Source organism: Pseudomonas nitroreducens (assembly GCF_014204515.1).
Classification (GTDB): Bacteria; Pseudomonadota; Gammaproteobacteria; order Pseudomonadales; family Pseudomonadaceae; genus Pseudomonas; species Pseudomonas nitritireducens_A.
In genome coordinates, this window is the sequence record NZ_JACHLI010000006.1 from 273,431 (window position 1) to 295,428 (window position 21,998).

The 21,998-nt window shown below is 66.0% G+C and carries 20 protein-coding genes and 1 pseudogene; 9 read left to right on the top strand and 12 right to left on the bottom strand.

Annotated elements, in window-relative coordinates:
* Positions 1–74 precede the first annotated feature (74 nt).
* Positions 75–1,634: a nitric oxide reductase transcriptional regulator NorR gene (gene norR / locus HNP46_RS10900; protein ID WP_184588681.1), complete on the bottom strand. Its 1,560-nt coding sequence runs from the start codon at positions 1,632–1,634 to the stop codon at positions 75–77.
* A gap of 172 nt (positions 1,635–1,806) precedes the next feature.
* Here norR and hmpA point away from each other — a divergent pair, with 172 nt between their 5' ends.
* Genes hmpA through HNP46_RS10915 form a run of 3 tightly spaced genes read left to right on the top strand, consistent with a single transcriptional unit; the run spans position 1,807 to position 4,472 of the window.
* Positions 1,807–2,988, top strand: a complete 1,182-nt coding sequence (hmpA, locus tag HNP46_RS10905; protein ID WP_184588683.1) for an NO-inducible flavohemoprotein — start codon at positions 1,807–1,809, stop codon at positions 2,986–2,988.
* Between the two features lie 49 nt (positions 2,989–3,037).
* On the top strand, positions 3,038–3,295 hold the full coding sequence (locus HNP46_RS10910; RefSeq protein ID WP_184588685.1) for a transmembrane sensor/regulator PpyR: 258 nt from the start codon (positions 3,038–3,040) through the stop codon (positions 3,293–3,295).
* Entirely contained in the window at positions 3,282–4,472 is a 1,191-nt protein-coding gene (locus tag HNP46_RS10915; protein WP_184588687.1) for an NnrS family protein, read from the top strand. The genes HNP46_RS10910 and HNP46_RS10915 overlap by 14 nt, the downstream gene beginning before the upstream one ends.
* A 369-nt stretch (positions 4,473–4,841) precedes the next feature.
* Here HNP46_RS10915 and HNP46_RS10920 read toward each other — a convergent pair whose 3' ends face one another.
* Together HNP46_RS10920 and HNP46_RS10925 are read right to left on the bottom strand one after the other, a co-directional pair.
* Positions 4,842–5,219 (bottom strand): DUF5329 domain-containing protein, encoded by a 378-nt coding sequence (locus tag HNP46_RS10920; RefSeq protein ID WP_184588689.1) that lies wholly within the window; start codon positions 5,217–5,219, stop codon positions 4,842–4,844.
* Positions 5,220–5,252: 33 nt separating this feature from the next.
* Complete coding sequence (locus tag HNP46_RS10925; RefSeq protein ID WP_184588692.1) at positions 5,253–6,335, bottom strand: patatin-like phospholipase family protein; 1,083 nt, start codon at positions 6,333–6,335, stop codon at positions 5,253–5,255.
* 147 nt (positions 6,336–6,482) lie between these two features.
* Between HNP46_RS10925 and HNP46_RS10930 the strand changes: the two genes are divergently transcribed.
* From HNP46_RS10930 to HNP46_RS10945, 4 genes are read left to right on the top strand one after another with little or no spacing between them, the layout of a single operon-like run.
* Positions 6,483–6,791, top strand: coding sequence for a PepSY domain-containing protein (locus HNP46_RS10930; protein WP_184588694.1), 309 nt, complete (start codon positions 6,483–6,485; stop codon positions 6,789–6,791).
* On the top strand, positions 6,791–7,105 hold the full coding sequence (locus HNP46_RS10935) for a PepSY domain-containing protein (RefSeq protein WP_184588696.1): 315 nt from the start codon (positions 6,791–6,793) through the stop codon (positions 7,103–7,105). The genes HNP46_RS10930 and HNP46_RS10935 overlap by 1 nt, the downstream gene beginning before the upstream one ends.
* The gene (locus HNP46_RS10940) at positions 7,105–7,779 is read left to right on the top strand and encodes a response regulator transcription factor (RefSeq protein WP_184588698.1); all 675 of its coding nucleotides are present in this window, start codon (positions 7,105–7,107) and stop codon (positions 7,777–7,779) included. Before HNP46_RS10935 ends, HNP46_RS10940 begins: the two co-directional genes overlap by 1 nt.
* A complete protein-coding gene (locus HNP46_RS10945; RefSeq protein ID WP_184588700.1) occupies positions 7,776–9,095 on the top strand; it encodes a sensor histidine kinase in 1,320 nt (439 codons plus the stop codon). Before HNP46_RS10940 ends, HNP46_RS10945 begins: the two co-directional genes overlap by 4 nt.
* Positions 9,096–9,572: 477 nt before the next feature.
* On the opposite strand, the gene HNP46_RS36170 is transcribed toward HNP46_RS10945, so the two are convergent.
* Both HNP46_RS36170 and HNP46_RS36175 read right to left on the bottom strand, forming a co-directional pair.
* Positions 9,573–10,328, bottom strand: a complete 756-nt coding sequence (locus HNP46_RS36170; protein ID WP_371318985.1) for a methyl-accepting chemotaxis protein — start codon at positions 10,326–10,328, stop codon at positions 9,573–9,575.
* 150 nt (positions 10,329–10,478) lie between these two features.
* A pseudogene (locus HNP46_RS36175) lies at positions 10,479–11,717 on the bottom strand (chemotaxis protein); the annotation flags it as partial.
* Positions 11,718–12,008: 291 nt separating this feature from the next.
* Between HNP46_RS36175 and HNP46_RS10955 the strand changes: the two are divergent.
* Both HNP46_RS10955 and HNP46_RS10960 read left to right on the top strand, forming a co-directional pair.
* Positions 12,009–13,328 carry a Na+/H+ antiporter family protein gene (locus HNP46_RS10955; protein ID WP_184588704.1) on the top strand — a complete coding sequence of 440 codons (1,320 nt, stop codon included), beginning with the start codon at positions 12,009–12,011 and terminating at the stop codon, positions 13,326–13,328.
* A gap of 92 nt (positions 13,329–13,420) precedes the next feature.
* The gene (locus tag HNP46_RS10960) at positions 13,421–14,488 is read left to right on the top strand and encodes an AI-2E family transporter (protein WP_184588706.1); all 1,068 of its coding nucleotides are present in this window, start codon (positions 13,421–13,423) and stop codon (positions 14,486–14,488) included.
* 251 nt (positions 14,489–14,739) lie between these two features.
* On the opposite strand, the gene nuoN is transcribed toward HNP46_RS10960, so the two are convergent.
* Genes nuoN through nuoH form a run of 7 tightly spaced genes read right to left on the bottom strand, consistent with a single transcriptional unit; the run spans position 14,740 to position 21,987 of the window.
* Positions 14,740–16,203: an NADH-quinone oxidoreductase subunit NuoN gene (nuoN, locus tag HNP46_RS10965; protein ID WP_184588708.1), complete on the bottom strand. Its 1,464-nt coding sequence runs from the start codon at positions 16,201–16,203 to the stop codon at positions 14,740–14,742.
* A gap of 7 nt (positions 16,204–16,210) precedes the next feature.
* Entirely contained in the window at positions 16,211–17,740 is a 1,530-nt protein-coding gene (gene nuoM / locus HNP46_RS10970) for an NADH-quinone oxidoreductase subunit M (protein WP_081520494.1), read from the bottom strand.
* Between the two features lie 25 nt (positions 17,741–17,765).
* Positions 17,766–19,616 (bottom strand): NADH-quinone oxidoreductase subunit L, encoded by a 1,851-nt coding sequence (nuoL, locus tag HNP46_RS10975; RefSeq protein ID WP_184588710.1) that lies wholly within the window; start codon positions 19,614–19,616, stop codon positions 17,766–17,768.
* A complete protein-coding gene (gene nuoK, locus HNP46_RS10980) occupies positions 19,613–19,921 on the bottom strand; it encodes an NADH-quinone oxidoreductase subunit NuoK (protein ID WP_017517116.1) in 309 nt (102 codons plus the stop codon). The genes nuoL and nuoK overlap by 4 nt, the downstream gene beginning before the upstream one ends.
* Positions 19,922–19,925: 4 nt before the next feature.
* Complete coding sequence (nuoJ, locus tag HNP46_RS10985) at positions 19,926–20,426, bottom strand: NADH-quinone oxidoreductase subunit J (RefSeq protein ID WP_184588712.1); 501 nt, start codon at positions 20,424–20,426, stop codon at positions 19,926–19,928.
* Positions 20,427–20,437: 11 nt separating this feature from the next.
* Positions 20,438–20,986: an NADH-quinone oxidoreductase subunit NuoI gene (gene nuoI, locus HNP46_RS10990; RefSeq protein WP_015477483.1), complete on the bottom strand. Its 549-nt coding sequence runs from the start codon at positions 20,984–20,986 to the stop codon at positions 20,438–20,440.
* Positions 20,987–20,997: 11 nt separating this feature from the next.
* On the bottom strand, positions 20,998–21,987 hold the full coding sequence (gene nuoH, locus HNP46_RS10995; protein ID WP_184588745.1) for an NADH-quinone oxidoreductase subunit NuoH: 990 nt from the start codon (positions 21,985–21,987) through the stop codon (positions 20,998–21,000).
* Positions 21,988–21,998 lie beyond the last annotated feature (11 nt).

A 21,998-nucleotide genomic window follows, 5' to 3' on the forward strand; every position in this document is an offset into this window, starting at 1 on the left:
GACGGACCGGCCGGAAAATGGGCGCACAGTCTACCACTATCGCGCTGGCCGGGCCGGTGGACCCGGCCAGCGGCTCACTTGATCGCCAGGCGCTTCGCCAGGCGGTTGAGGTTGGCGCGGTCCAGCCCCATCTCGCGTGCCACGGCGGCCCAATTGCCGGCATGCCGTTCCAGGCTCTGGCTGATCAGGCGGCGTTGGAAGGCCTCGGTAGCCGGGCGCAGTTCGCCAGTGGGTTCGGCGTCCTGGGGGCTTTGCTGCGGGTGGCCGGCGGGCTCATCGGCGCTGGGCTGCAAGGCGTTCAAGGTGAGATCGTCGACGCCCAGGCTGAGGATGCGCGAGCGCTGCGAATGGTTCGCCAGGGCCCTGAGTGAGGCGCGGCCGATCAGGTGCTCCAGCTCGCGCACATTGCCTGGCCAGGAGTAACTCGCCAGCGCTGCCTGGGCCTCGCGGGTCAGGCGCAGGCTGCGCAGGCCCAGGCGTGGGCGGTTCTGCTCGAGGAAGTAGCCGGCCAGCAGCAACACGTCGTTGCCGCGCTCGCGCAGCGGCGGCACGCGCAGCGGGTAGACGCTCAGGCGATGGTAGAGGTCGGCGCGGAAGCGCCCGGCGCGGACTTCCTCGGCCAGATCGCGGTTGGTGGCGGCGATCAGGCGCACATCCACATGGTGTTCGCGGTCCGAGCCCAGGCGCTGCAACTGGCCGCTCTGCAGCACGCGCAGCAGCTTGGCCTGGATCGCCAGGGGCAACTCGCCCACTTCGTCGAGGAACAGGGTGCCGCCATCGGCCAGTTCGAACTTGCCGCTTCGCGCGCCCACGGCGCCGGAAAAGGCGCCGCGCACGTGGCCGAACAGCTCGCTTTCCACCAGGGATTCGGGCAGTGCTGCGCAGTTCAGGCTGATCAGCGGTTTACCGCGGCGCAACGAGTTGGCGTGGATCGATTGGGCCACCAGTTCCTTGCCGACGCCGGTCTCGCCAGTGATCAGTACGCTCAGGTCGCTGCCGGCCACCACCTGGATTTCACCCATCAGCGCCTGGTGCGCCTTGCTCTGGCCGATCAGCTCCCTGGGCTGGTCGCCGGAAGCGCGCTGGTAGGCATCGGCGCGCTGCTGCTCGTGCTCGGCGAGCAGCCGCAGATCGAGCATGCGCTGGCCGGCCTTGACCGTGGCGGCGGCCAGGCTGGCGAAGGCTTCGAGATTGTCCAGATCGCTGGCGGAGAATCGCTCCGGGTCCAGCGCATCGAGGGTCAGCAGTCCCCAGGGCTGCTCGTCCACCAGCAGCGGGCAACCCAGGCAGTCGTGGACTTCCAGGTGGCCGTGGAGGCCTTCCACCAGGCCGTCGTAGGGATCGGGGAGGCCGCAGTCGGCGGCGAAATGCGTCGGCCCCGGATGCTCGATCAGGGCCCGCAGGCGCGGGTGTTCGCTGATCTTGAAGCGGCGGCCGAGGGTATCCCGGCTCAGGCCGTCGACGGCCAGTGGCACCAGTTGATCGCCTTCCAGGCGCAGCAGCGCCGTGGCATCGCAGGGCAGCAGGCCGCGCAGGGCTTCCAGCAAGCGCCGGTAGCGCTCGTCATCGGGCAGCTCGCGGGACAGGTCAGCGACCAGCGGGAGGAGGGTGGCCAGCAACGGATTGCGAGTCATATTGACCTCGTTGTAGTCGTTTTGACTAATTAAAATTGAGGTCATTATGACTCATATTTCTTCAGGGTGCCCGAAAATACGGGGCTGCAGCATTGGCACGCTTCCTGAAATACCTCCTCCAGCAAGCACAGGCAGCTCCCACTCACTGCCTGGCCAACCCGAGGAGATGTCCATGCTGTCCAACGAACACCGTACCCTGGTCAAGGCCACCGTCCCGCTGCTGGAGACCGGCGGCGAGACCCTGACCCAGCACTTCTACCAGATGATGCTCAGCGAGTACCCGGAAGTTCGTCCGCTGTTCAACCAGGCGCACCAGGCCTCCGGCGACCAGCCCCGCGCGCTGGCCAACGGCGTGCTGATGTACGCCCGCCATATCGATGAGCTGGAGCAGCTCGGCCCGCTGGTGGCGAAGATCGTCAACAAGCACGTTGCCCTGCAGATCCAGCCGGAGCATTACCCCATCGTCGGCAGCTGCCTGCTGCGGGCGATCCGTGAAGTGCTGGGCGAGGAGATCGCCACCGACGCGGTGATCGACGCCTGGGCCGCCGCCTACGGCCAACTGGCCGAGATCCTGATCGGCGCGGAGGAGTCGGTCTACCAGCAGAACGAGCAGCAGCAGGGTGGCTGGCGCGGCGCGCGGCGCTTCCGTATCGCCCGCAAGGAAGCCGAGAGCGAGGAGATCACCTCCTTCTACTTCCAGCCGCTGGACGGCGAGCCGCTGCTGGACTTCCAGCCCGGCCAGTACATCGGCCTGTCCCTGGACCTCGCGGGTGAAGAAGTGCGCCGCACCTATTCGCTGTCCGACGCGCCCAATGGCCGCGAGTACCGCATCAGCGTCAAGCGCGAGCCCGAAGGCAAGGTATCGAACTACCTGCACGACCGCCTGAGCGTGGGCGACGAGCTGGACCTGTTCCCGCCGGCCGGCGATTTCGTCCTGCGCGCTGGCGACAAGCCCCTGGCGCTGATCACCGCGGGCGTGGGCATCACCCCGGCGCTGGCGATGCTCAAGCCGGCGCTGGAGTCCGGTCGCGAAGTGCACTTCATCCACTGCGCCCGCCACGGCGGCGTGCATGCGTTCCGCGAATGGGTCGAGGCGCAGTCCGACGCGCATCCGCAGCTCAAGCACTACTTCTGCTACAGCGAGCCGCGCGAGCAGGACGCGTCCCATGTCGAAGGCTTCCTCAGCCGTGAGCTGCTGGCCGACTGGCTGCCGGAAGACCGCGACCTGGATGCCTACTTCCTCGGGCCCAAGCCGTTCATGGCCCAGGTGAAGCGCCACCTGCGCGACATCGGCGTGCCCGAGCAGCAGTCCCACTACGAGTTCTTCGGCCCGGCCAGCGCGCTGGAGGCCTGAACCTGAGCGCCGGCCCGAGGGCGGGCCGGCGCAACCGAGGAGGTGTGTGATGGAAAGTCTTTTTGCCTGCCCGCAACGCAACCTGTCGATGTCCTGGTCGTTGCTCAGCGGCGGTCTGGTGCTTCTGCTGCTGGGCATCGCCGGCGCCTATGTCGTCGACGGCCAGTTGAACCTGCAAAGCATTGTCGCAGCGCATGCCTTCACCATCCTCGGCCCGACATTATTGAAGCTGGGTTACGTGCTGCGGCTGATCGCCCAGCACCAGATGCGCAAGGACGGCTGGGAGGCTTGCTGTGTTACTGGTTGATCGAAAGGCTCTGCTGACCATCCCGCCGCTGTGGCGCCTGGGCTTCCGCCCGTTCTTCCTCGGCGGCGCAGTGTTTGCGCTGATCGGCATCGCGGCCTGGGCGGCGGTCCTTGCCGGCGTGCTGCCGGCCTGGCAACCCCTGGGCGGCTTGCTGGCCTGGCACCGGCATGAAATGCTCTTCGGCTTTGCCACGGCGATCATCGCCGGCTTCCTGCTGACCGCGGTACAGACCTGGACCGGCCGCCCCGGCGTCAGCGGCAGACCCTTGATGCTGCTGGCGCTGGTCTGGCTGGCGGCGCGACTGGGCTGGCTGGTGGGTGCTCCGCTCTGGCTGGTCACTGCGCTGGAACTGGCGTTCCTGCCGGCGCTGGCCTTCTTCATCGGCCGCAGCCTGTGGCAGGTGCGGCAGAAGCGTAACTACCCGATCATCGCGGTGCTGAGCCTGCTGACGCTCGCCGACGCACTGGTGATGGCCGGCCTCTGGACCGGCAACGACAGCTGGCAGCGGGGCGGCGCATTGGGCGCTCTCTGGCTGGTGGCGGCGCTGATGGGCCTGATCGGCGGCCGGGTGATTCCCTTCTTCACCCAGCGCGGTCTGGGGCGCAGCGCCCAGGTGCCGGCGTGGAACTGGCTGGATAATTCGCTGCTGGGCGGCACGATGCTGGTGGCGGTGTTGACGGCTATCGGCATCGGCCTGACCCCGCATCCGCTGGTGGGCCTGATGTTCGCCGCACTGGCCGTGGGGCATCTGATCCGCCTGTGGCGCTGGTATGACAAGGACTACTGGGGCGTGCCGCTGCTCTGGTCGCTGCACCTGGCCTACCTGTGGATGCTGCTGGCGCCGGCAGGCATGGCGCTGTGGCACTTCTCTCCGACCTTCAACCCGAGCCTGGCGATCCATGCGCTTACCGTGGGCGGCGTCGGCGGGCTTATCCTGGCGATGGTTGCGCGGGTCAGCCTCGGCCACACCGGCCGTCCGCTGCAGCCGCCGAAGGTGATGGCCTGGGCCTTTGCGCTGCTCAACCTGGGCGTCGTCGCGCGGGTGCTGCTGGTGATCTGGTGGCCGCTGGAAGGCCTGAGCATCGCGGCGGTTTGCTGGGTGGCGGCTTTCCTGCTGTTCACCTGGCACTACGGGCCGATGTTCTGGAAGCCGCGGGTGGATGGGCAGCCGGGCTGATCGGCGGTTCGCGAGCAAGCTCGCTCCTGCAGGAGGCCTGCGGGTGCTCTTGTAGGAGCGAGCTTGCTCGCGAACGGCACGGCACCGAGTTGATCGCGAAGCCTAGTGCAGGATCGTAGGGCGCATAACGCGCCAGCGTTGTCCGCCATCAGCCATCCGCCATGAGGCAATCGGCGGATAACCCGTTCCGGGTTATGCGCCCTACGGCCTTGATCGGCAGTTCCCCATGAAACGGTTCGTGGGCAAGGTCTGCTTGTACACGTTCCGGCCAGCTTAGGAGCGGACTCTGTCCGCGATGACTTCCCCACCGCTGAGCGGCCGCGGGTCGATCGCGGACGAAGTCCGCTCCTACGCACGTGCGCAATAGCCTTATCGGGCCTGACGCAGCCGCTTGAGCTCGTCGTTCAGCCAGGCCCCGGCATCCTGCTTGCCGGCCGGGCAGTTCACCTCGTAGCGCCTGCCGCTCATGCTGCTCTTGGATGCCGCGCGCTCGATGAAGTCCTCGGCACTGCTGACAAGGTCTTTCTTCTCCAGATAGTCGAGCTTCTTCTGCAGATGCGCGCGAGCCTCGCTGGCGGGGTATTCGCTGCCGTTGCGGATGAACACGCAATCGCTCTGGCCGATGAAGGTGAGCAATTGCCCGACCTCCTGCTGCGCCTTCGCGTCCAGCGCAGCTTGCGTGTCGACGGCGCACAGCAGGAGGCTGGCCAGCAGCGGAAGGGTCTGGAGTTTGCGGAGTAGAGACATGGCGGTTCCCTGCCTGAAGGACGAAACCGCCGATTATGTCAGCGGCTGCAGGCGTTCGCCCAGCTTGCCGCTGTCCACCAATTCAAGGAACTCGTCGCCCAGGCGCCGGCTCTCGTCCATCGCCTTGCGCCAATAACGCTCGCGACCCGCGTCATCGCCGAGGTAGCGGTGGAAGTCCTTCCGGTCCGGCAGCTTGTTGTGCGGCAGCCCCGCCAGGTACTCCCTCGACGGTGCCAGCAGCAGGACGTCCTGCAGGCGGCCGGCGTCGCCGCGGCGCCAGGGCAGGCCCTTGTCGAACCAGCCGGGGATGACCTTGTCGGTGAAGTGCGGGTAGAGCACCACGCCTTCGGGCAGGTAGGGCAGGTCCAGGTGGTAGTCCAGCAGGCCGCCGTCGCGGTAGGTGCCGGGTCCGGCACCGGGAATGTCGCGCACGCCTTCCATGACCATGGGGATGGAGCCGGAGGCGAGCAGGGCGTGGCGCAGGTTGGCCAGGCCCAGGTGCAGGTAGCGCGAGGGGAAGTCCGACAGCGCCTCCAGCGGTGGTGCGCGGCGGGCGTCGTGGATGATCAGCCGCTCGAAGTGGCGGTGCAGGTGACGGCGGCCGACCAGGTTGTCGCGGATCACTGCGCCCAGGCCCAGGCCGAGGTTGGCCTTGCCGTCCTGCGCCAGCCGGCCGTGGCTCTTCACCACCACCACGTTGAGGCGGTACCAGGGGTTGTCCAGCACGTTGGCGTCGTGGCCGCCGAGCAGGTCGTCGAGCATCTTCGCGCAGCTTTTCGACACCTCGCCGATGCTGGCGTTGCGGGCAAAGCGCTGCTGGGTGTAGAGCTCGCCCAGGCGGCGGATGCCTGCGGCCGGGTCGGGCAGGCAGGCGCTGGCGAAGCGCCAGGAGCCGATGGAAGCGCCGATCAGCGAGCGCTCGCGGGGCGCGCGCGGCAGCCATTCACCAAACAGCGCAAGGTCCAGGCCCTGGATGCCCAGGGCTTTCGGGCCGCCGGCAGCACCGGGGATGATTCCTACATCGGCGGGGGACAGGCCCTGCTCGCGGATGCGTTGGAGCGCGCGGGCGCCGGCCTTGAGGGTGAGGGCAGGGGTCTTGATCTGGATGGCGGTCATGCGGGCCTCGCTGTGGCAGGCCGCGATTATAGAGCCTGTACGGAAGGATCAAGGATACTTCACGGGGTGAATGTGTCTTGCCGATTCAGCTTGGGTTAAGTCCTTCGCCGTAGCCTGTCAGCAGTGAAATTCCTACGGAGGTACTCCATGAAATGGCTGCTGACCCTGACCGCGCTGTCCGCCTTGCTGCTGGGCACCGGCGTCGCCACGGCCCACGACATCGGTCCGGACGAGGCCCTGCGCCTGCGCGATGCCGGCACCATCCGCAATTTCGAGGAGCTCAACCGCACCGCGCTGGCCAAGCATGCGGGCGGTTCGGTGTACGATAGCGAGCTTGAGCTGGAGCACGGCCGCTACCTGTACAAGGTCGACCTGAAGGACGCCCAGGGCGTCAAATGGGACGTCGAACTGGACGCGGTTACCGGCGAAGTCCTCACCGATCACCAGGACGACTGATGAAGACCGATCTGTCCCGCGCGCGATTATTCGGCCTGGCGTTGCTCGCCATGGTCGGCGCCGCGCAGGCCCATGACCTGAGCCAGGACGAAGCCCTGCGCCTGAGCCGCGAAGGGGTGATCCGCCCGTTCGAGGAAATCCTTCCCGCCGCGATGAACCGCTATCCCGGCTCGCGCTTGCTCGAAGCCGAGCTGGAAAAGGAGCACGGCAACTACATTTACGAAGTGGAGTTGCTCACCGTCGACGGCGTGGTGCGCGAACTGGAACTGGATGCCCGTGATGGCCGCATCCTCAAGGATAAGGAAGACGACTGATGCGCCTGTTGCTGGTGGAAGACCATGTGCCCCTGGCCGACGAACTGCTGGCGACCCTGACGCGCCAGGGCTATGCCGTTGACTGGCTGGCCGACGGCCGCGACGCCGCCGTGCAGGGCGCCAGCGAGCCTTACGATCTGGTGATCCTCGACCTCGGCCTGCCGGGCCGTCCCGGTCTGGAAGTGCTGCAGGAGTGGCGCGGCATGGGCCTGGCCATTCCGGTGCTGATCCTCACCGCGCGCGGTTCCTGGGCCGAGCGCATTGACGGCCTGAAGGCCGGTGCCGATGACTACCTGACCAAGCCCTTCCATCCCGAAGAGCTGCTGCTGCGTATCCAGGCGCTGCTGCGTCGTGCCCGCGGGCTGGCCAACCAGAGCCAGCTGGAAGTGGCCGGGCTGAGCCTGGACGAGTCGCGGCAGTGTGTGCAGCAGGGCGGCAAGGAGGTCGACCTGACTTCCGCCGAGTTCCGCCTGCTGCGTTATTTCATGCTGCACCCCGGCCAGCTGCTGTCGAAGTCGCACCTCGCCGAGCACCTCTACGATGGCGAGACCGAGCGCGACTCCAACGTCATCGAGGTGCACATCAACCACCTGCGGCGCAAGCTGGGCCGCGAGATCATCGAGACCCGCCGCGGCCAGGGCTATCGCTTCACCGGCAACGGGGCCGCCAATTGATGTCGATCCAGCGCCGCCTCGGCCTCGGGCTGGGCGTGGTGCTGGTGGTGCTTGGCCTGGCGCTGGTCCAGGCCGGGCTCTGGCTGTTCGACCAGGGCCTGCGCCGCTACCTGGTGAACGGCCTGCAGGACGAAGCGGAAAGCCTGCTGGTGGCCATCACGCGTGGGCCGGCCGGGTTGCAGCTGGACGGCCAACGGGTCGACGCGGCCTACGAACGGCTGTTTTCCGGGCGCTATTTCGTCATCCGCTTCGACGAGCAGAACTGGCGCTCCCGTTCGCTGTGGGACAGCGAGATCAACCTGCCCAGCGACAAGGGCCTGGCCAAGGCGCTGGAAAAGGGCCCCGAAGGCCAGCGCCTGCTGGTCTACCGGGGTGACTACAAGCGTTACGGGCGCAAGCTGAGCATCGTCGTGGCGCAGGACTACACGCCCGTGCTGAGGAGCTTCAACCGCCTGCGCAATATCGGCCTGGGCGCCGGCGCGCTGGCGTTGCTGCTGATCCTGCTGTTCCAGGGTTTTGCCGTACGCCGTGCCCTGCGCCCCCTGGAGCGCGCACGTCAGCAGATCGCCCAGTTGCAGGAAGGTCGCCGCACGCAGCTCGACAGCCAGGTGCCGCGGGAGCTGGAGCCGCTGGTGGAGCAGGTCAACCACCTGTTGCAGCACACCGAGGAAACCCTGCTGCGTTCGCGCAACGCGCTGGGCAATCTCGGCCATGCCCTGAAGACACCGCTGGCGGTACTGATCAGCCTGGCCGACCGCGAGGAGCTGCGCGAACACCCCGAATTGCGCAGGGTGCTGCAGGAGCAGCTGGAGCAGATCGAACAGCGCCTGGCCCGCGAACTGGGGCGCGCCCGGTTGGTGGGCGAAGCCCTGCCCGGCGCGCACTTCGACTGCGATGCCGAGCTGCCGAGCCTGTGCGAGATGCTCAAGCTGATCCACGGCGATCACCTTTCTATCGATTGGCAGGGCCCGGCCGGCACGCGCCTGCCGTTCGATCGCGAAGACCTGCTGGAGATGCTTGGCAACCTGCTGGACAACGCCTGCAAATGGGCCGATGCCCAGGTGTGGCTGACCGTGGAAAAGAACACCGAGAGCTATCGGCTCAGCGTGGAAGACGACGGCCCCGGCATTGCCGAAGATCAGCGCGACAGCGTGCTGGAGCGTGGCACCCGGCTGGATGAACAGGTAGCCGGGCATGGCCTGGGCCTGGGCATCGCACGGGATATCGCCGCGGCCTGCGGCGGCAGCCTGAAGCTGGCCGGCAGCGAGCTGGGTGGGCTGCGCGTGGTGGTGGAGTTGCCGCGGCGCGTGGCGTGATCGGATTTATTGGGGGTGGATTTCGCCCTGGATTGGCAGGGTGCCGTGCGGTTCGCGAGCAAGAACTGGGCGTCCCCTCGGTCCTACCTCAGCCGGTAGGCTCGGTGCGGACCTTGTAGGAGCGAGCTTGCTCGCGAACCGGCCCTGGCGCCGGCCTTGCCGGTGGATCGCGGACGGAGTCCGCTCCTACGGGAGCAGCGGCGCGCGGGCGGCCCTCACCCTAACCCTCTCCCGGAGGGAGAGGGGACCGTTCGGAGTGCGATGACGTATCGGAGTTAGCTGGATGACGATGGAGCAGATGGAGCGACGAGCTCACTGCCTGCGCCGGACTGCCCCCTCTCCCTCCGGGAGAGGGCTGGGGTGAGGGGAGGCCCGAGCTCCGGGGGACGGCGAATCGAACGATGGGTATCGCTTCGCTCCACACCATCCTACGGTTCGAACGCCCTTGGGAAATCGGCGCTCGCGAATGAATCGCCCTTAAACGCGGAACTGATCCATCAACCCTTGCTGATGATTGGCCAGCTTGTTCAGCGACTGGCTGACCTGCGCCGATTCCTGCGCCTGACTCGACAGCGACTCGGTCACGTCGCGGATGCCCGCCACGTTGCGGTTGATCTCCTCGGCCACCGCGCTCTGTTCCTCGGCGGCGCTGGCGATCTGCAGGTTCATGTCGGTGATCACGCCCACCGCATCGCCAATGCGCTTCAGCGCGGCTACCGCCTGTTCCACCTGGCTCACACTGTCCTGCGCCTGGCGGTGGCTGTTGCTCATGGCGCCCACCACATCGCGGGTGCCGTTCTGCAGACCTTCGATGACCTGGCGGATTTCCTCCACCGAATCCTGTGTGCGCTTGGCAAGGTTGCGCACCTCGTCGGCGACCACCGCGAAGCCGCGCCCGGCCTCACCAGCGCGGGCCGCCTCGATGGCGGCGTTGAGTGCCAGCAGGTTGGTCTGCTCGGCGATGCCGCGGATCACTTCCAGCACCGAACCGATCTGCTCGCTGCTGGCGGCCAGGCCTTCCACCTGGCTCATGGCACTGCTCATGTCGCTGGCCAGTTCGTCGATCAGGCGGGTGGTGTTGTCGATCACGCTCAAGCCATCGCGGGTCGCACCGTCGGCGCCGCGGGCGGCATCGGCGGCCATGGCGGCGCTGTTGGCGACGTCGTGGGCGGTGGCACTCATCTCCTGGGACGCAGTGGCGACCTGGTCGACTTCGCGGAACTGCTGCTGCATGCCGGCGCTGGTCTGGCTCGCGATTTCCGAGGATTGGTCGGCGGTGGCGCGGGCGTCGTGCACTGAGGATTTCACGTCGCGAATGATCGGTTGCAGCTTGTCGAGGAAGCGGTTGAACCAGCCAGCCAGCTCGCCCAACTCGTCCTTGCCGGCGTAGTCCAGGCGCCTGGTCAGGTCGCCCTCGCCGCTGGCGATGTTGCGCAGCATGGCGGCGACGCCGAGGATCGGCCGGGTTACGCCACGCGCAGTGAGCCACATGGCGAACAGACCGATCAGCGCGGCAACCAGGCCGAAGCCCAGCTGCGAAACGGTGCCTTGCACGCGCTGTTCGTCCAGCTCGCTCTGCAGTTCGATGGCCGGGCCGAGCAGGACCTTCTGCGGCACTTCCAGCAGCACGCCCCAGGGCTTGGAGCCGGGGATCGGTTGCAGCGGCTCGACCACGCGCAACTGGTCGTCCTGGCGGAACACCTGCTCATGGTTGGCGGCAATCGCCTGCAACAGGTCTGCGCCCTGGTTCGGGTAGACCTCCTTGAGGTTCTTGCTCAGCTTGGAGGCATCGGCGCTGTGCCCGGCGAGCAGGCCGGCGGCGCTGACGATGCTGACTCGACCCTGGCCGTCGTAGAGTTCCTGACTGCCCTGGACACTGATCTCCTGCAGCTTCTCCATGCTGATGTCCAGGCCCATGACACCGATGACCTTGCCGTCCAGTTGCAGCGGGAAGGCGATACTGGTCATCAGCATGCGCTTGTTGCCGACATCGTCGAAATACGGGTCCAGCACGCAGGGCTGGCCGGTGGTCTTGGGGCAGGTGAACCAGGCGTTGTAGGCGCTGCCGCTGGGGCCGGGGCTGGTGTCGTTGAGCAGCGATTCGGCCATGGCTTCGGACTCCAGGTGGCCCGGCGTGGCCTGCGACCAGTAGATCGAGAAGCGCCCGGCATCGTTGCTGCCCAGCTCGCCCTGGCCGGCGAAGAGCTTGTCCTTGCCGTCCAGCGCGTCGGGTTCGAAGGCGACGTAGAGACCGAGCAGCTCCGGGTTGCCTTCCAGCGCGGTCTTCACCTGGCGGGTGAGGTCTTCGCGCAGGTCGTAGGCATCGAGGAAACGCTTCTGCGCCTGGTCGCGCAGGAACAGCACCTGCCGCGAGAAGCCCTTGCCGTACTGGTAGGCGTCCATGATGTAGCGCTGGATGCGCATGGCCTGGACTTCACCGCGCGATTGCAGGCGCGCCTTGGCGGCCTCGTCGAGCATTTCGGTGCTCGATTGCTTGACCAGCGCGGTGCTGGTTTGCGTGCGGTAGACGGACAGGCCGGAGAGCAGCGAGACGACGCCGAGCAGACACAGCCCGGCGAGCAACGTGATCTTCCACTGGATGGAGAGACGGCGCAGCAGCATGGAGGGGAATCCTTGTTTGAACTAAGCCCTGGGATGCCCGGTTTATCGGCCTTTCCCGCATCTTCTTGACCCGCAACAGGGCGAAACGCCAGAAAACAGGCGATTCTGACGTGCCTGGCCGACGGGCGGCAGAAAGCGAGGCAAAAAGCCTGCTCGTCCTGGTGAAAGTCTCGTTGGCGACCTCGGAAACGTCTTGATTCGACACGGCTTTTGACACCCCGCCGGGTGTTTGGCAGAGTGCGCGCCTTTTGCCCGCGCCCGGCGCGGAGCCTCTTATTAGGAGTGACAGGAATGAATGCGGTGCTGATCGCCATTGGCCTGATGCTGGTGCTGAGCCTGTGTCGCGTGCACGTGGTGATCGCACTGATCGCCGGCGCCGTTGCGGGTGGCCTGCTCGGTGGGCTGGGCATCGACGGCACGCTCAAGGCATTCAACGAAGGGCTGGGCGCCGGTGCGACGGTGGCGCTGTCCTACGCCATGCTGGGAGCCTTCGCCGTGGCCATTGCGCGCTCCGGAATGGCGCACGCCCTGGCCGACCGTGCCCTGGCCATGCTCGGTCGGCATGAGGGGAACGGCTCAAGCGCCTTCAAGTGGCTGATGGTCGGCCTGCTGCTGGTGGTGGCGATCTCCTCGCAGAACATCCTGCCGATCCACATCGCCTTCATTCCGCTGCTGGTGCCGCCGCTGCTCTATGTGCTGACCCGCCTGCAGATCGACCGCCGGCTGATCGCCTGCGTCATCACCTTCGGCCTGATCACCCCGTACATGTTCCTGCCGGTGGGCTTCGGCAACATCTTCCTCAACCAGATCCTGCTGGCCAACGTCGCCCGCGCAGGCGTTGACGTGCAGGGCCTCAACGTCACCCACGCCATGGCGATCCCGGCGCTGGGCATGCTCAGCGGCCTGCTGATCGCGGTGTTCTTCAGCTACCGGCGCAAGCGCGACTACGACCTGGAACGCATTGAGCAGGCCGAGCGGGTCGACACGCCCTACAGCAGGATGAGCCTGCTGGTCGCCGGCGTCGCGGTGGCGGCGGCCTTTGCCGTGCAGTTGCTGCTGGACTCGATGATCCTCGGCGCGCTGGTGGGCTTCCTGGTGTTCTCGCTGTCCGGCGTGGTGCGCTGGAAGGAAGCGGACGACCTGTTCACCGAAGGCATGAAGATGATGGCGATGATCGGCTTCATCATGATCGCCGCCCAGGGTTTCGCCGCGGTGATGACCGCCACCGGGCAGGTCGCCAGCCTGGTGGACAGCGCCGCCGGCTGGATCGGCAGCAGCAAGGCGCTGGGCGCCTTCATGATGCTGCTGGTGGGCCTGCTGGTGACCATGGGCATCGGCTCGTCCTTCTCCACGGTGCCGATCATCGCGGCGATCTTCGTGCCGCTGGCAGTGCACCTGGGCTTCAGTCCGCTCGCCATCGTCAGCATCGTGGGAACTGCGGGAGCCTTGGGCGATGCGGGTTCGCCGGCTTCGGACTCCACCCTCGGCCCGACCTCCGGCCTGAACGTCGACGGCCAGCACAACCACATCTGGGACACCGTGGTGCCGACCTTCCTGCACTACAACCTGCCGCTGCTGGCGTTCGGCTGGGTGGCCGCGATGGTGCTCTGAGGCCCTGTTGCGCAAAAGGCGCGCAGCGAAAGTTGCACTAGAAGGCGCAACTGCTGACTAATGAGCAGGTTAATCCCTCCATGGACCCGCTCATGTTCGAATCGAAACTGGAATACCGGACGTTCCTCGCCCTGCTGCTGGTGGTGACACTGGCCTTCGGCTGGATCCTGCTGCCGTTCTACGGGGCAGTTTTCTGGGGCACCATCCTGGCGATCATCTTCGCCCCCTTGCAACGTCGCCTGCGGGTGCGCCTGAATGGCCGCAACAACCTGGCGGCGCTGCTTTCCCTGGCGGTCTGCTTCCTCATCGTGATCCTGCCGGTGACCTTCATCGCCGGGGCGCTGGTGCAGGAGGGGGCCGTCGTCTACCAGCGGCTGAAGTCCGGCGAGCTGAACTTCATCACCTATTACCAGCAGGCAGTCGCCGCGTTGCCGGGCTGGGCGCACCAGATGCTGGAACGCTTTGACCTCGCCGATCTGTCCAGCCTGCAGGAAAAGCTCTCGGCAGGGGCGATGCAGGCCAGCCAACTGGTGGCCACCAAGGCCTTCAGCATCGGCCAGAACACCTTCGAGTTCGTCATCAGCTTCGGCATCATGCTCTACCTGCTGTTCTTCCTGCTGCGCGACGGCCCGGCCCTGGGCCGGCGCATCAAGCAGGCGGTGCCGCTGAGCGTCGAGCACAAGCAGCACCTGTTCACCAAGTTCACCACGGTGATCCGCGCCACGGTGAAGGGCAACATCGCCGTCGCCGCGACTCAGGGCGCGCTCGGTGGGCTGATCTTCTGGTTCCTCGGCATCCAGGGCTCGCTGCTCTGGGGCACGCTGATGGCCTTCCTGTCGCTACTGCCGGCCATCGGTGCGGGGCTGATCTGGGTGCCGGTAGCCGCCTACTTCCTGCTCACCGGCGCCATCTGGCAGGGCGTGACGCTGACGCTGTTCTGCGTGGTGGTGATCGGCCTGGTGGACAACATCCTGCGTCCGCTGCTGGTGGGCAAGGACACCAAGATGCCCGACTACGTGGTGCTGATCTCCACCCTCGGCGGCATGTCGCTGTTCGGCCTCAACGGCTTCGTCATCGGCCCGCTGATCGCCGCGCTGTTCATGGCCTCGTGGGACCTGTTCACCGGCCGTGAAGGCGAAGCGCCCAAGCCGGCGGAGTAGGGAGGACTCTTGTAGCTTTTGTAGGATGGCGTGGAGCGCAGCGATACCCATGCTGATGGTGCCGGGCCGTGATGGGTATCGCTTCGCTCCACGCCATCCTACGAGAGCAGAGTAGGGCGAATAACCTGGAACAGGTTATCCGCCGTTGGCAATGTGGCGGATAACGCTGGCGCGTTATGCGCCCTACGCAAGCTGAATCCTGACCCAATAAAAAACCCCGCCGAAGCGGGGTTTTTTATTGCCTGTCGACCTTAGCCAGCGATGGCTACCAGGCCGCTGTGCTGGAGGATGTCCAGCAGCGGTTGCGGGTAGACGCCGAGGAAGAAGGCGAGCAGGGCGATGGCTACCAGCATGATGCCGCCGGCGCGCTGGGCCCAGTCCAGGGGCGCGTCGTGGCGTTTCATGTTCGGCTCGACCAGGTACATGGTGACCATGACACGCAGGTAGTAGAACAGGCCGATGGCGCTGCCCAATACCAGCGAGCCGACCAGCCACCAGTGTTGCGACTCGACGCCGGTGGCGACGATGTAGAACTTGCCGATGAAGCCGGCGGTCAGCGGGATGCCGGCCAGGGACAGCATCATCACGGTCATCACCGCGGTCAGCACCGGACGGCGCCAGAACAGGCCGCGGTACTCGAACAGCGCGTCGGCGTCGCGGCCGCTGTACGGAGTGGACATCAGGGTGACCACGCCGAAGGCGCCCAGGGTGGTGACCACGTAGGTGGTCAGGTACACGCCGACTGCTTCCACGGCCAGGCCCTTGCTCGCCACCAGGGCGATCAGCAGGTAGCCGAAGTGGGCGATGGACGAGTAGCCCAGCAGGCGCTTGATGTTGCTCTGGGTCAGTGCCAGCAGGTTGCCGATCAGGATCGAGGCGATGGCGATGACCGCGATGGCGTCATGCAGCAGGCCGTTGTTCAGGGCCGCCGGAGCGATCTGGAACAGGCGCAGCAGCACGGCGAACACGGCGACCTTGGCAGTGGTGGCCAGGAAGGTGGCGACCGGTGCCGGGGCGCCTTCGTAGACGTCCGGGGTCCACAGGTGGAACGGCGCCAGGGACAGCTTGAAGCCCAGGCCAACGACCATCATGCCGACGCCGATGGACAGCAGCGGACCATGGCTGGTGCCTTCGGCCAGGGAAGCGCCGATAGCCGAGAAGCCCAGGCTGCCGGATTCGGCGTAGAGCAGGGCCATGCCGAACAGCAGGAACGCGGAGCCGGCGGCGGACAGTACGGTGTACTTGATGCCCGCTTCCAGGGTGCGCTTGTTGAAGAAGGCGTAGGCGACCATGCCGTAGACCGGCACCGACAGCAGTTCCAGGCCGATGAACAGGCCGGCCAGGTTCTGCGCACTGACCAGCACCAGGCCGCCCGCGGTGGACAGCAGCAGGAGCAAGTAGAGTTCCTCGCGGTTGCCCGGGAAGCTTTCCATGTAGGCGTGGGCGAGGGTGGTGCAGGCCAGGGCGCCGATCAGGATCAGGGCCATGTAGAAGCAGGCGAAGTTGTCGACCACCAGCAGCGGGGTGACTTCGATCGGGGTGACTTTCAGCACCGGGAAGATCGACAGCAGGGCCAGGTTCAGACCGATCACCGAGAGGGTGGCGGCCATCGAGTGGTTACGCTTCCAGGCTACCGCGAGCATCACCACCACCAGGGTGGCGCTGGTGATGAGCAGTGGCAGGAGCGCGATGAAGTGTTGAATCGTGAAGGTCATTTCGCGCTTACCGTGCTGCCAGAGTGGAGAGGGCGGCACCCAGCCATTGCTGGACGCCGTGCATGGTTGCCGCGGAGGTGTCGAGGACCGGCTGCGGGTAGACGCCGAGCACGATCAGCAGCACCGCCAGGCCGAGCACCATGGAGAGCTCGCGGAAGTTCAGGCCGGCGATGGCGGTGTCGGACTTGGCCGGGCCGAAGTAGGCGCGGTGGATCATGATCAGCGAGTAGACCGAGCCGAACACCAGGCCGAAGGTGGCGATCACGGTGATCACCGGCACGACCTTGAAGCTGCCCAGCAGGATCAGGAATTCGCCGACGAAGTTGCCGGTACCCGGCAGGCCCAGCGACGCGGTGGCGAAGAACAGCGCCACGGCCGGCAGGTACGGGATACGCGACCACAGGCCGCCCATCTTGCGCATGTCACGGGTGTGCAGGCGCTCGTACAGCTGGCCGCAGAGGATGAACAGCGCGGCGGCGGAGAGGCCGTGGGCGATCATCTGCACGACCACACCCTGCAGCGCCTGCGGGCTGCCGGAGTAGATGCCGATCATCACGAAGCCCATGTGCGACACGGAGGAGTAGGCCACCAGGCGCTTGATGTCGGTCTGCGCGAACGACAGGAAGGCGCCGTAGAAGATGCCGATCAGACCCAGGGTCATGGCGATCGGCGCGAACTCGGCCGAGGCGTTGGGGAACAGCGGCAGGGCGAAGCGGATCAGGCCGTAGGCGGCGGTCTTCAGCAGGATGCCGGCGAGGTCCACGGAACCGGCGGTCGGCGCCTGGGCGTGGGCGTCCGGCAGCCAGGAGTGCACCGGCACCACCGGCATCTTCACCGCGAAGGCGACGAAGAAGCCGAGCATCAGCAGCCATTCGGTGTGCGGCGGCAGCTGGGTCTTCAGCAGGTCGGCGTAGTTGAAGGTCAGTACGCCGGTGCTGTTGTAGTGCACGAACACCAGGCCCAGGATCGCCACCAGCATCACCAGGCCGCTGGCCTGGGTGAAGATGAAGAACTTGGTGGCGGCGTAGATGCGGGTCTTCTTGCCGTCGTCCGAGCTATGACCCCAGAGCGCGATGAGGAAGTACATCGGCACCAGCATCATTTCCCAGAAGAAGAAGAACAGGAACAGGTCGACGGCGAGGAACACGCCGATCACACCGCCCAGGATCCACAGCAGGTTCAGGTGGAAGAAGCCGATGCGGCGCTGGATCTCGTTCCACGAGCAGAGGACGGACAGCACGCCGAGCAGGCCGGTCAGCGCGACCATCAGCAGGGACAGGCCGTCCATTGCCAGGTGCACGCTGATGCCGAAGCGCTCGATCCAAGGTACCTGGAACTGCAGGGTCCACTGCGGCTCGCCACCCGGCGCCGGGGCCAGCTGGAAGTCACCGGTGTGCCACACCCACAGGCTCAGGGCCAGGGTGAGGACCATCGATCCCAGGGCGACCCAGCGCGGCAGGGTCTTGCTGGTGTACTCGGCGATCCAGCAAAGGAAGCCGCCGATGAAGGGGATCAGGATTAGCCAGGGCAGAATCATGTCGGGCTCAATCTCTTTCGTGAATTCAATTAGCCAGCAGCAGCGCGCCGAGGAGCAGCGCGGCGCCGCCTACCAGGGAAGCGGCGTACCAACGCAGGCGGCCGTTCTCGGTGAGGCTGAGGAGTTTGTGACCACCGCGGGCGGTGAGCGGGACCAGGACCAGGGTCTTGTCGATCGGGTCCGCGCCCAGCAGGCGGCAGATCAGCAGATAGGGTTTCACGAACAGCTTGTCGTACAGCCAGTCGAAGCCCCAGGCGTGGTACCACCAGGTGCCGAGGAAGCGACCCGGCGCGCTCTGGGCGACCGCGCTGACGAAGCGGCGCTTGCCGAGGAACAGCAGGCCCGCCAGCAGGATACCGGCGATGGCGATGGCGCCCGAGGCGATTTCCAGGCTGTGCTTGGCTTCACCACCGGCGTGACCGGCGCTTTCCGGCAGGACGCCGGCCAGCGGCGGAGTGATCAGCGCGCCGATGAAGGTGGAGAGCACGATCAGCACACCCAGCGGCAGCCAGTGGCTGATGCCATGACCGGCGTGCGCCTCGGTCTTCGCTTCGCCGTGGAAGGCGATGAAGATCAGGCGGAAGGTGTACAGCGAGGTCATGAACGCACCGACCAGGCCGGCGATCAGCAGGTTCTGGTGACCGCTGGCAAAGGCTTCCCAGAGGATCTCGTCCTTGGAGTAGAAGCCGGCGGTCAGGAAGGGCAGGGCGGACAGCGCCGCACCACCGACCACGAAGCTCGCGTAGGCCAGTGGCAGCTTCTTCCACAGGCCACCCATCTTGAAGATGTTCTGCTCGTGGTGGCAGGCGACGATCACCGCACCGGAAGCCAGGAACAGCAGGGCCTTGAAGAAGGCGTGGGTCATCAGGTGGAAGATCGCCCCACCCCAGGCGCCGACGCCCAGGGCCAGGAACATGTAGCCGATCTGGCTCATGGTCGAGTAGGCGAGGATACGCTTGATGTCGGTCTGCACCAGGGCGGCGAAGCCGGCCAGCACCAGGGTCACGGCGCCGATGATGCCGACCAGCTCGAGGACGTTCGGAGCCAGCTCGAACAGGCCGTGGCAACGGGCGATCAGGTAGACGCCCGCGGTCACCATGGTGGCGGCGTGGATCAGCGCGGAGACCGGCGTCGGGCCGGCCATCGCGTCGGCCAGCCAGGTCTGCAGCGGCAGCTGCGCGGACTTGCCGACGGCGCCGCCGAGCAGCATCAGGGTCGCCAGGTTGATCCACAGGTCGCCCTTGGCGAAGTGCTGCGGAGCCAGCACCAGCAGCTCCTGGATGTTCAGCGTGCCCAGGTGCTGGAACAGGATGAACATGCCGATGGCGAAGAACACGTCGCCCACGCGGGTGACGATGAAGGCCTTCAGCGCTGCGTTGCCGTTGGGTACGTGGTTGTAATAGAAACCGATCAGCAGGTAGGAGCAGAGGCCCACGCCTTCCCAGCCGAAGTACATGAACAGCAGGTTATCGCCCAGCACCAGGAACAGCATGCTGGCGATGAACAGGTTGGTGTACGCGAAGAAACGCGAGTAACCGGTTTCGCCGCGCATGTACCAGGAGGCGAACAGGTGGATCAGGAAGCCGACGCCGGTGACCACGCCGAGCATGGTGACCGACAGGCCGTCCAGGTACAGGGTGAAGTTGGTCTGGAAGTCGCCAACGCTCATCCATTGCCACAGCACCAGGCTGTAGGCGCCACCTGCGGGCGGGTTGCCGTGGAAGCTCCAGATCGCCCAGAAGGCGGTGAGGGCCGAGAGGCCCACGGAGCCGACACCCACCAGTGCCGAGAGGTTTTCCGACCACTTGCCGCGCGAGAACGAGAGCAGCAGGAAGCCGACCAGGGGGAACAGGAAAGTAAGGGGCAGCAGGTTCATCCGCGCATCTCGCTGGCAGCGTCGATATCCAGGGTGTGGAAGCGGCGATACAGCTGGAGCAGGATCGCCAGGCCGATGCTGGCCTCGGCCGCAGCCAGGCTGAGCACCAGGATGAACATCACCTGGCCGTCAGGCTGGCCCCAGCGGGCGCCACCGACCACGAAGGCCAGAGCGGCGGCGTTCATCATCACTTCCAGGCTCATCAGTACGAACAGGATGTTGCGTCGTACCATCAGGCCCACCAGGCCGAAGCAGAACAGCACACCGGCAAGCGCCAGTCCGTGTTCGAGAGGGATTGCATTCATGGTGTTAGTCCTTCGCTTCGTGGCGGCCGAGGTGGTAGGCGGCGACCAGAGCCGCCAGCAGCAGCATCGAGGCCAGTTCGACGACCAGCAGGTACGGGCCGAACAGGCTGATGCCCACGGCCTTGGCGTCCACGGTAGTGTGACCGATGCCAACCCCGCTCGGGGTGCGCGAGAGCATCCACAGCAGCTCGACCAGCAGCACGGCCGCCAGGGCGCCGGGACCGATCCAGACGCCGGGCTTGAGCCACTTGCGTTCCTGCTCGGCAATTGCCGGGCCGAGGTTGAGCATCATCACCACGAACACGAACAGCACCATGATCGCGCCGGCGTAGACGATGATTTCCAGGGCGCCGGCGAACGGGGCGCCGAGGCTGAAGAAGGTCATCGATACAGCGAGCAGCGAAATGATGAGGTAGAGCAGGGCATGCACCGGATTGCTGTTGGTGATGACCCGGAAGGTTGCCAGCACGGCGACGCCGGCGGCGAAGTAGAAAGCGAATTCCACGCGACGTCTCCTTACGGCAGCAGGCTCTTGACGTTGATCGGTTCGGCCTCGTTCTGCGCGGCGCCTTTCGGCTTGCCGGCGATGGCCATGCCGGCAACGCGGTAGAAGTTGTAGTCCGGGTTCTTGCCGGGGCCGGAGATCAGCAGGTCTTCCTTCTCGTAGACCAGGTCCTGGCGCTTGAACTCGCCCATCTCGAAATCCGGGGTCAGCTGGATCGCGGTGGTCGGGCAGGCTTCTTCGCACAGGCCGCAGAAGATGCAGCGGGAGAAGTTGATGCGGAAGAACTCGGGGTACCAGCGACCGTCGTCGGTCTCGGCCTTCTGCAGGGAGATGCAGCCGACCGGGCAGGCCACGGCGCACAGGTTGCACGCAACGCAGCGCTCCTCGCCGTCGGGATCGCGGGTCAGCACGATGCGGCCACGGTAGCGCGGCGGCAGGTACACGGGCTCTTCCGGGTACTGCAGGGTGTCACGCTTGCGGAAGGCGTGACCGAAGATCATCACCAGGCTGCGCAGCTGGGTGTAGGTGCCGTGCACCACGTCGAAAATGTACTTGATCATGGTCCTACTCCTTACTGGCTGGCCAGCACGACAGCGCCGGTCACCAGCAGGTTGATCAGGGTCAGCGGGAGGCAGAACTTCCAGCTGAAGGCCATCACCTGGTCATAGCGCGGGCGTGGGATGGAGGCCCGCAGCAAAATGAACATCATGATGAAGAAGCCGGTTTTCAGGGCGAACCAGATGAACGGAATCTGCGGCAGGATGCCGAAGGGACCGTGCCAGCCGCCGAAGAACAGGGTCGCCAACAGCGCGGACACCAGCACGATGCCGATGTACTCGCCGACGAAGAACATGCCCCATTTCATGCCGGCGTACTCGATGTGGTAACCGTCGGCCAGTTCCTGCTCGGCTTCGGGCTGGTCGAACGGGTGACGGTGAGTCACGGCGACGCCGGCGACGAAGAAGGTCATGAAGCCGAAGAACTGCGGAATGATGAACCACATGTGTTCGGCCTGGTAATCGACGATGTCGCGCAGGCTGAACGAACCGACCTGGGCCACGATACCCATCAGCGACAGGGCCAGGAACACCTCGTAGGAGATGGTCTGGGCCGAGGCACGCAGGCTGCCGAGCAGGGCGAACTTGTTGTTGCTCGACCAGCCGGCGAACAGCACCGCGTACACGGTCAGGCCGGCCATGGCGAAGAAGAACAGGATGCCGATGTTCAGGTCCGCCACACCCCAGGTCGGGGTGATCGGGATGACCGCGAAGGCCACCAGCAGCGCACCCATGGCGATCATGGGGGCGAGGGTGAAGATCATCTTGTCGGCGAACGGCGGGGTCCAGTCTTCCTTGAAGAACATCTTCAGCATGTCGGCGCCGAGCTGGAAGGCACCGAAGGGGCCGACCCGGTTCGGACCGTAGCGGTCCTGCCAGAGGCCGAGCAGACGACGCTCGACCCAGCTGAGCAGCGCGCCGCAGACGACCACGGCGAGCAGGATGACGATGGCCTTGATGACCTCGATGATGATGTCGACGACGGCGGGTGTCAGCCAGCTCATGCTCATCAGGC

Excerpts from the sequence above, each read along its gene's own strand:
- nuoM (WP_081520494.1), bottom strand. The coding sequence starts at position 17,740 with ATGATTCTGCCCTGGCTAATCCTGATCCCCTTCATCGGCGGCTTCCTT.
- HNP46_RS10920 (WP_184588689.1), bottom strand. The coding sequence starts at position 5,219 with ATGTCTCTACTCCGCAAACTCCAGACCCTTCCGCTGCTGGCCAGCCTC.
- nuoH (WP_184588745.1), bottom strand. The coding sequence starts at position 21,987 with ATGAGCTGGCTGACACCCGCCGTCGTCGACATCATCATCGAGGTCATC.
- nuoI (WP_015477483.1), bottom strand. The coding sequence starts at position 20,986 with ATGATCAAGTACATTTTCGACGTGGTGCACGGCACCTACACCCAGCTG.
- nuoL (WP_184588710.1), bottom strand. The coding sequence starts at position 19,616 with ATGAACCTGCTGCCCCTTACTTTCCTGTTCCCCCTGGTCGGCTTCCTG.
- nuoK (WP_017517116.1), bottom strand. The coding sequence starts at position 19,921 with ATGAATGCAATCCCTCTCGAACACGGACTGGCGCTTGCCGGTGTGCTG.
- HNP46_RS10940 (WP_184588698.1), top strand. The coding sequence starts at position 7,105 with ATGCGCCTGTTGCTGGTGGAAGACCATGTGCCCCTGGCCGACGAACTG.
- HNP46_RS10955 (WP_184588704.1), top strand. The coding sequence starts at position 12,009 with ATGAATGCGGTGCTGATCGCCATTGGCCTGATGCTGGTGCTGAGCCTG.
- nuoN (WP_184588708.1), bottom strand. The coding sequence starts at position 16,203 with ATGACCTTCACGATTCAACACTTCATCGCGCTCCTGCCACTGCTCATC.
- norR (WP_184588681.1), bottom strand. The coding sequence starts at position 1,634 with ATGACTCGCAATCCGTTGCTGGCCACCCTCCTCCCGCTGGTCGCTGAC.
- HNP46_RS10960 (WP_184588706.1), top strand. The coding sequence starts at position 13,421 with ATGTTCGAATCGAAACTGGAATACCGGACGTTCCTCGCCCTGCTGCTG.
- HNP46_RS10910 (WP_184588685.1), top strand. The coding sequence starts at position 3,038 with ATGGAAAGTCTTTTTGCCTGCCCGCAACGCAACCTGTCGATGTCCTGG.
- HNP46_RS10935 (WP_184588696.1), top strand. The coding sequence starts at position 6,791 with ATGAAGACCGATCTGTCCCGCGCGCGATTATTCGGCCTGGCGTTGCTC.
- HNP46_RS10930 (WP_184588694.1), top strand. The coding sequence starts at position 6,483 with ATGAAATGGCTGCTGACCCTGACCGCGCTGTCCGCCTTGCTGCTGGGC.
- HNP46_RS36170 (WP_371318985.1), bottom strand. The coding sequence starts at position 10,328 with ATGCAGCAGCAGTTCCGCGAAGTCGACCAGGTCGCCACTGCGTCCCAG.
- hmpA (WP_184588683.1), top strand. The coding sequence starts at position 1,807 with ATGCTGTCCAACGAACACCGTACCCTGGTCAAGGCCACCGTCCCGCTG.
- HNP46_RS10925 (WP_184588692.1), bottom strand. The coding sequence starts at position 6,335 with ATGACCGCCATCCAGATCAAGACCCCTGCCCTCACCCTCAAGGCCGGC.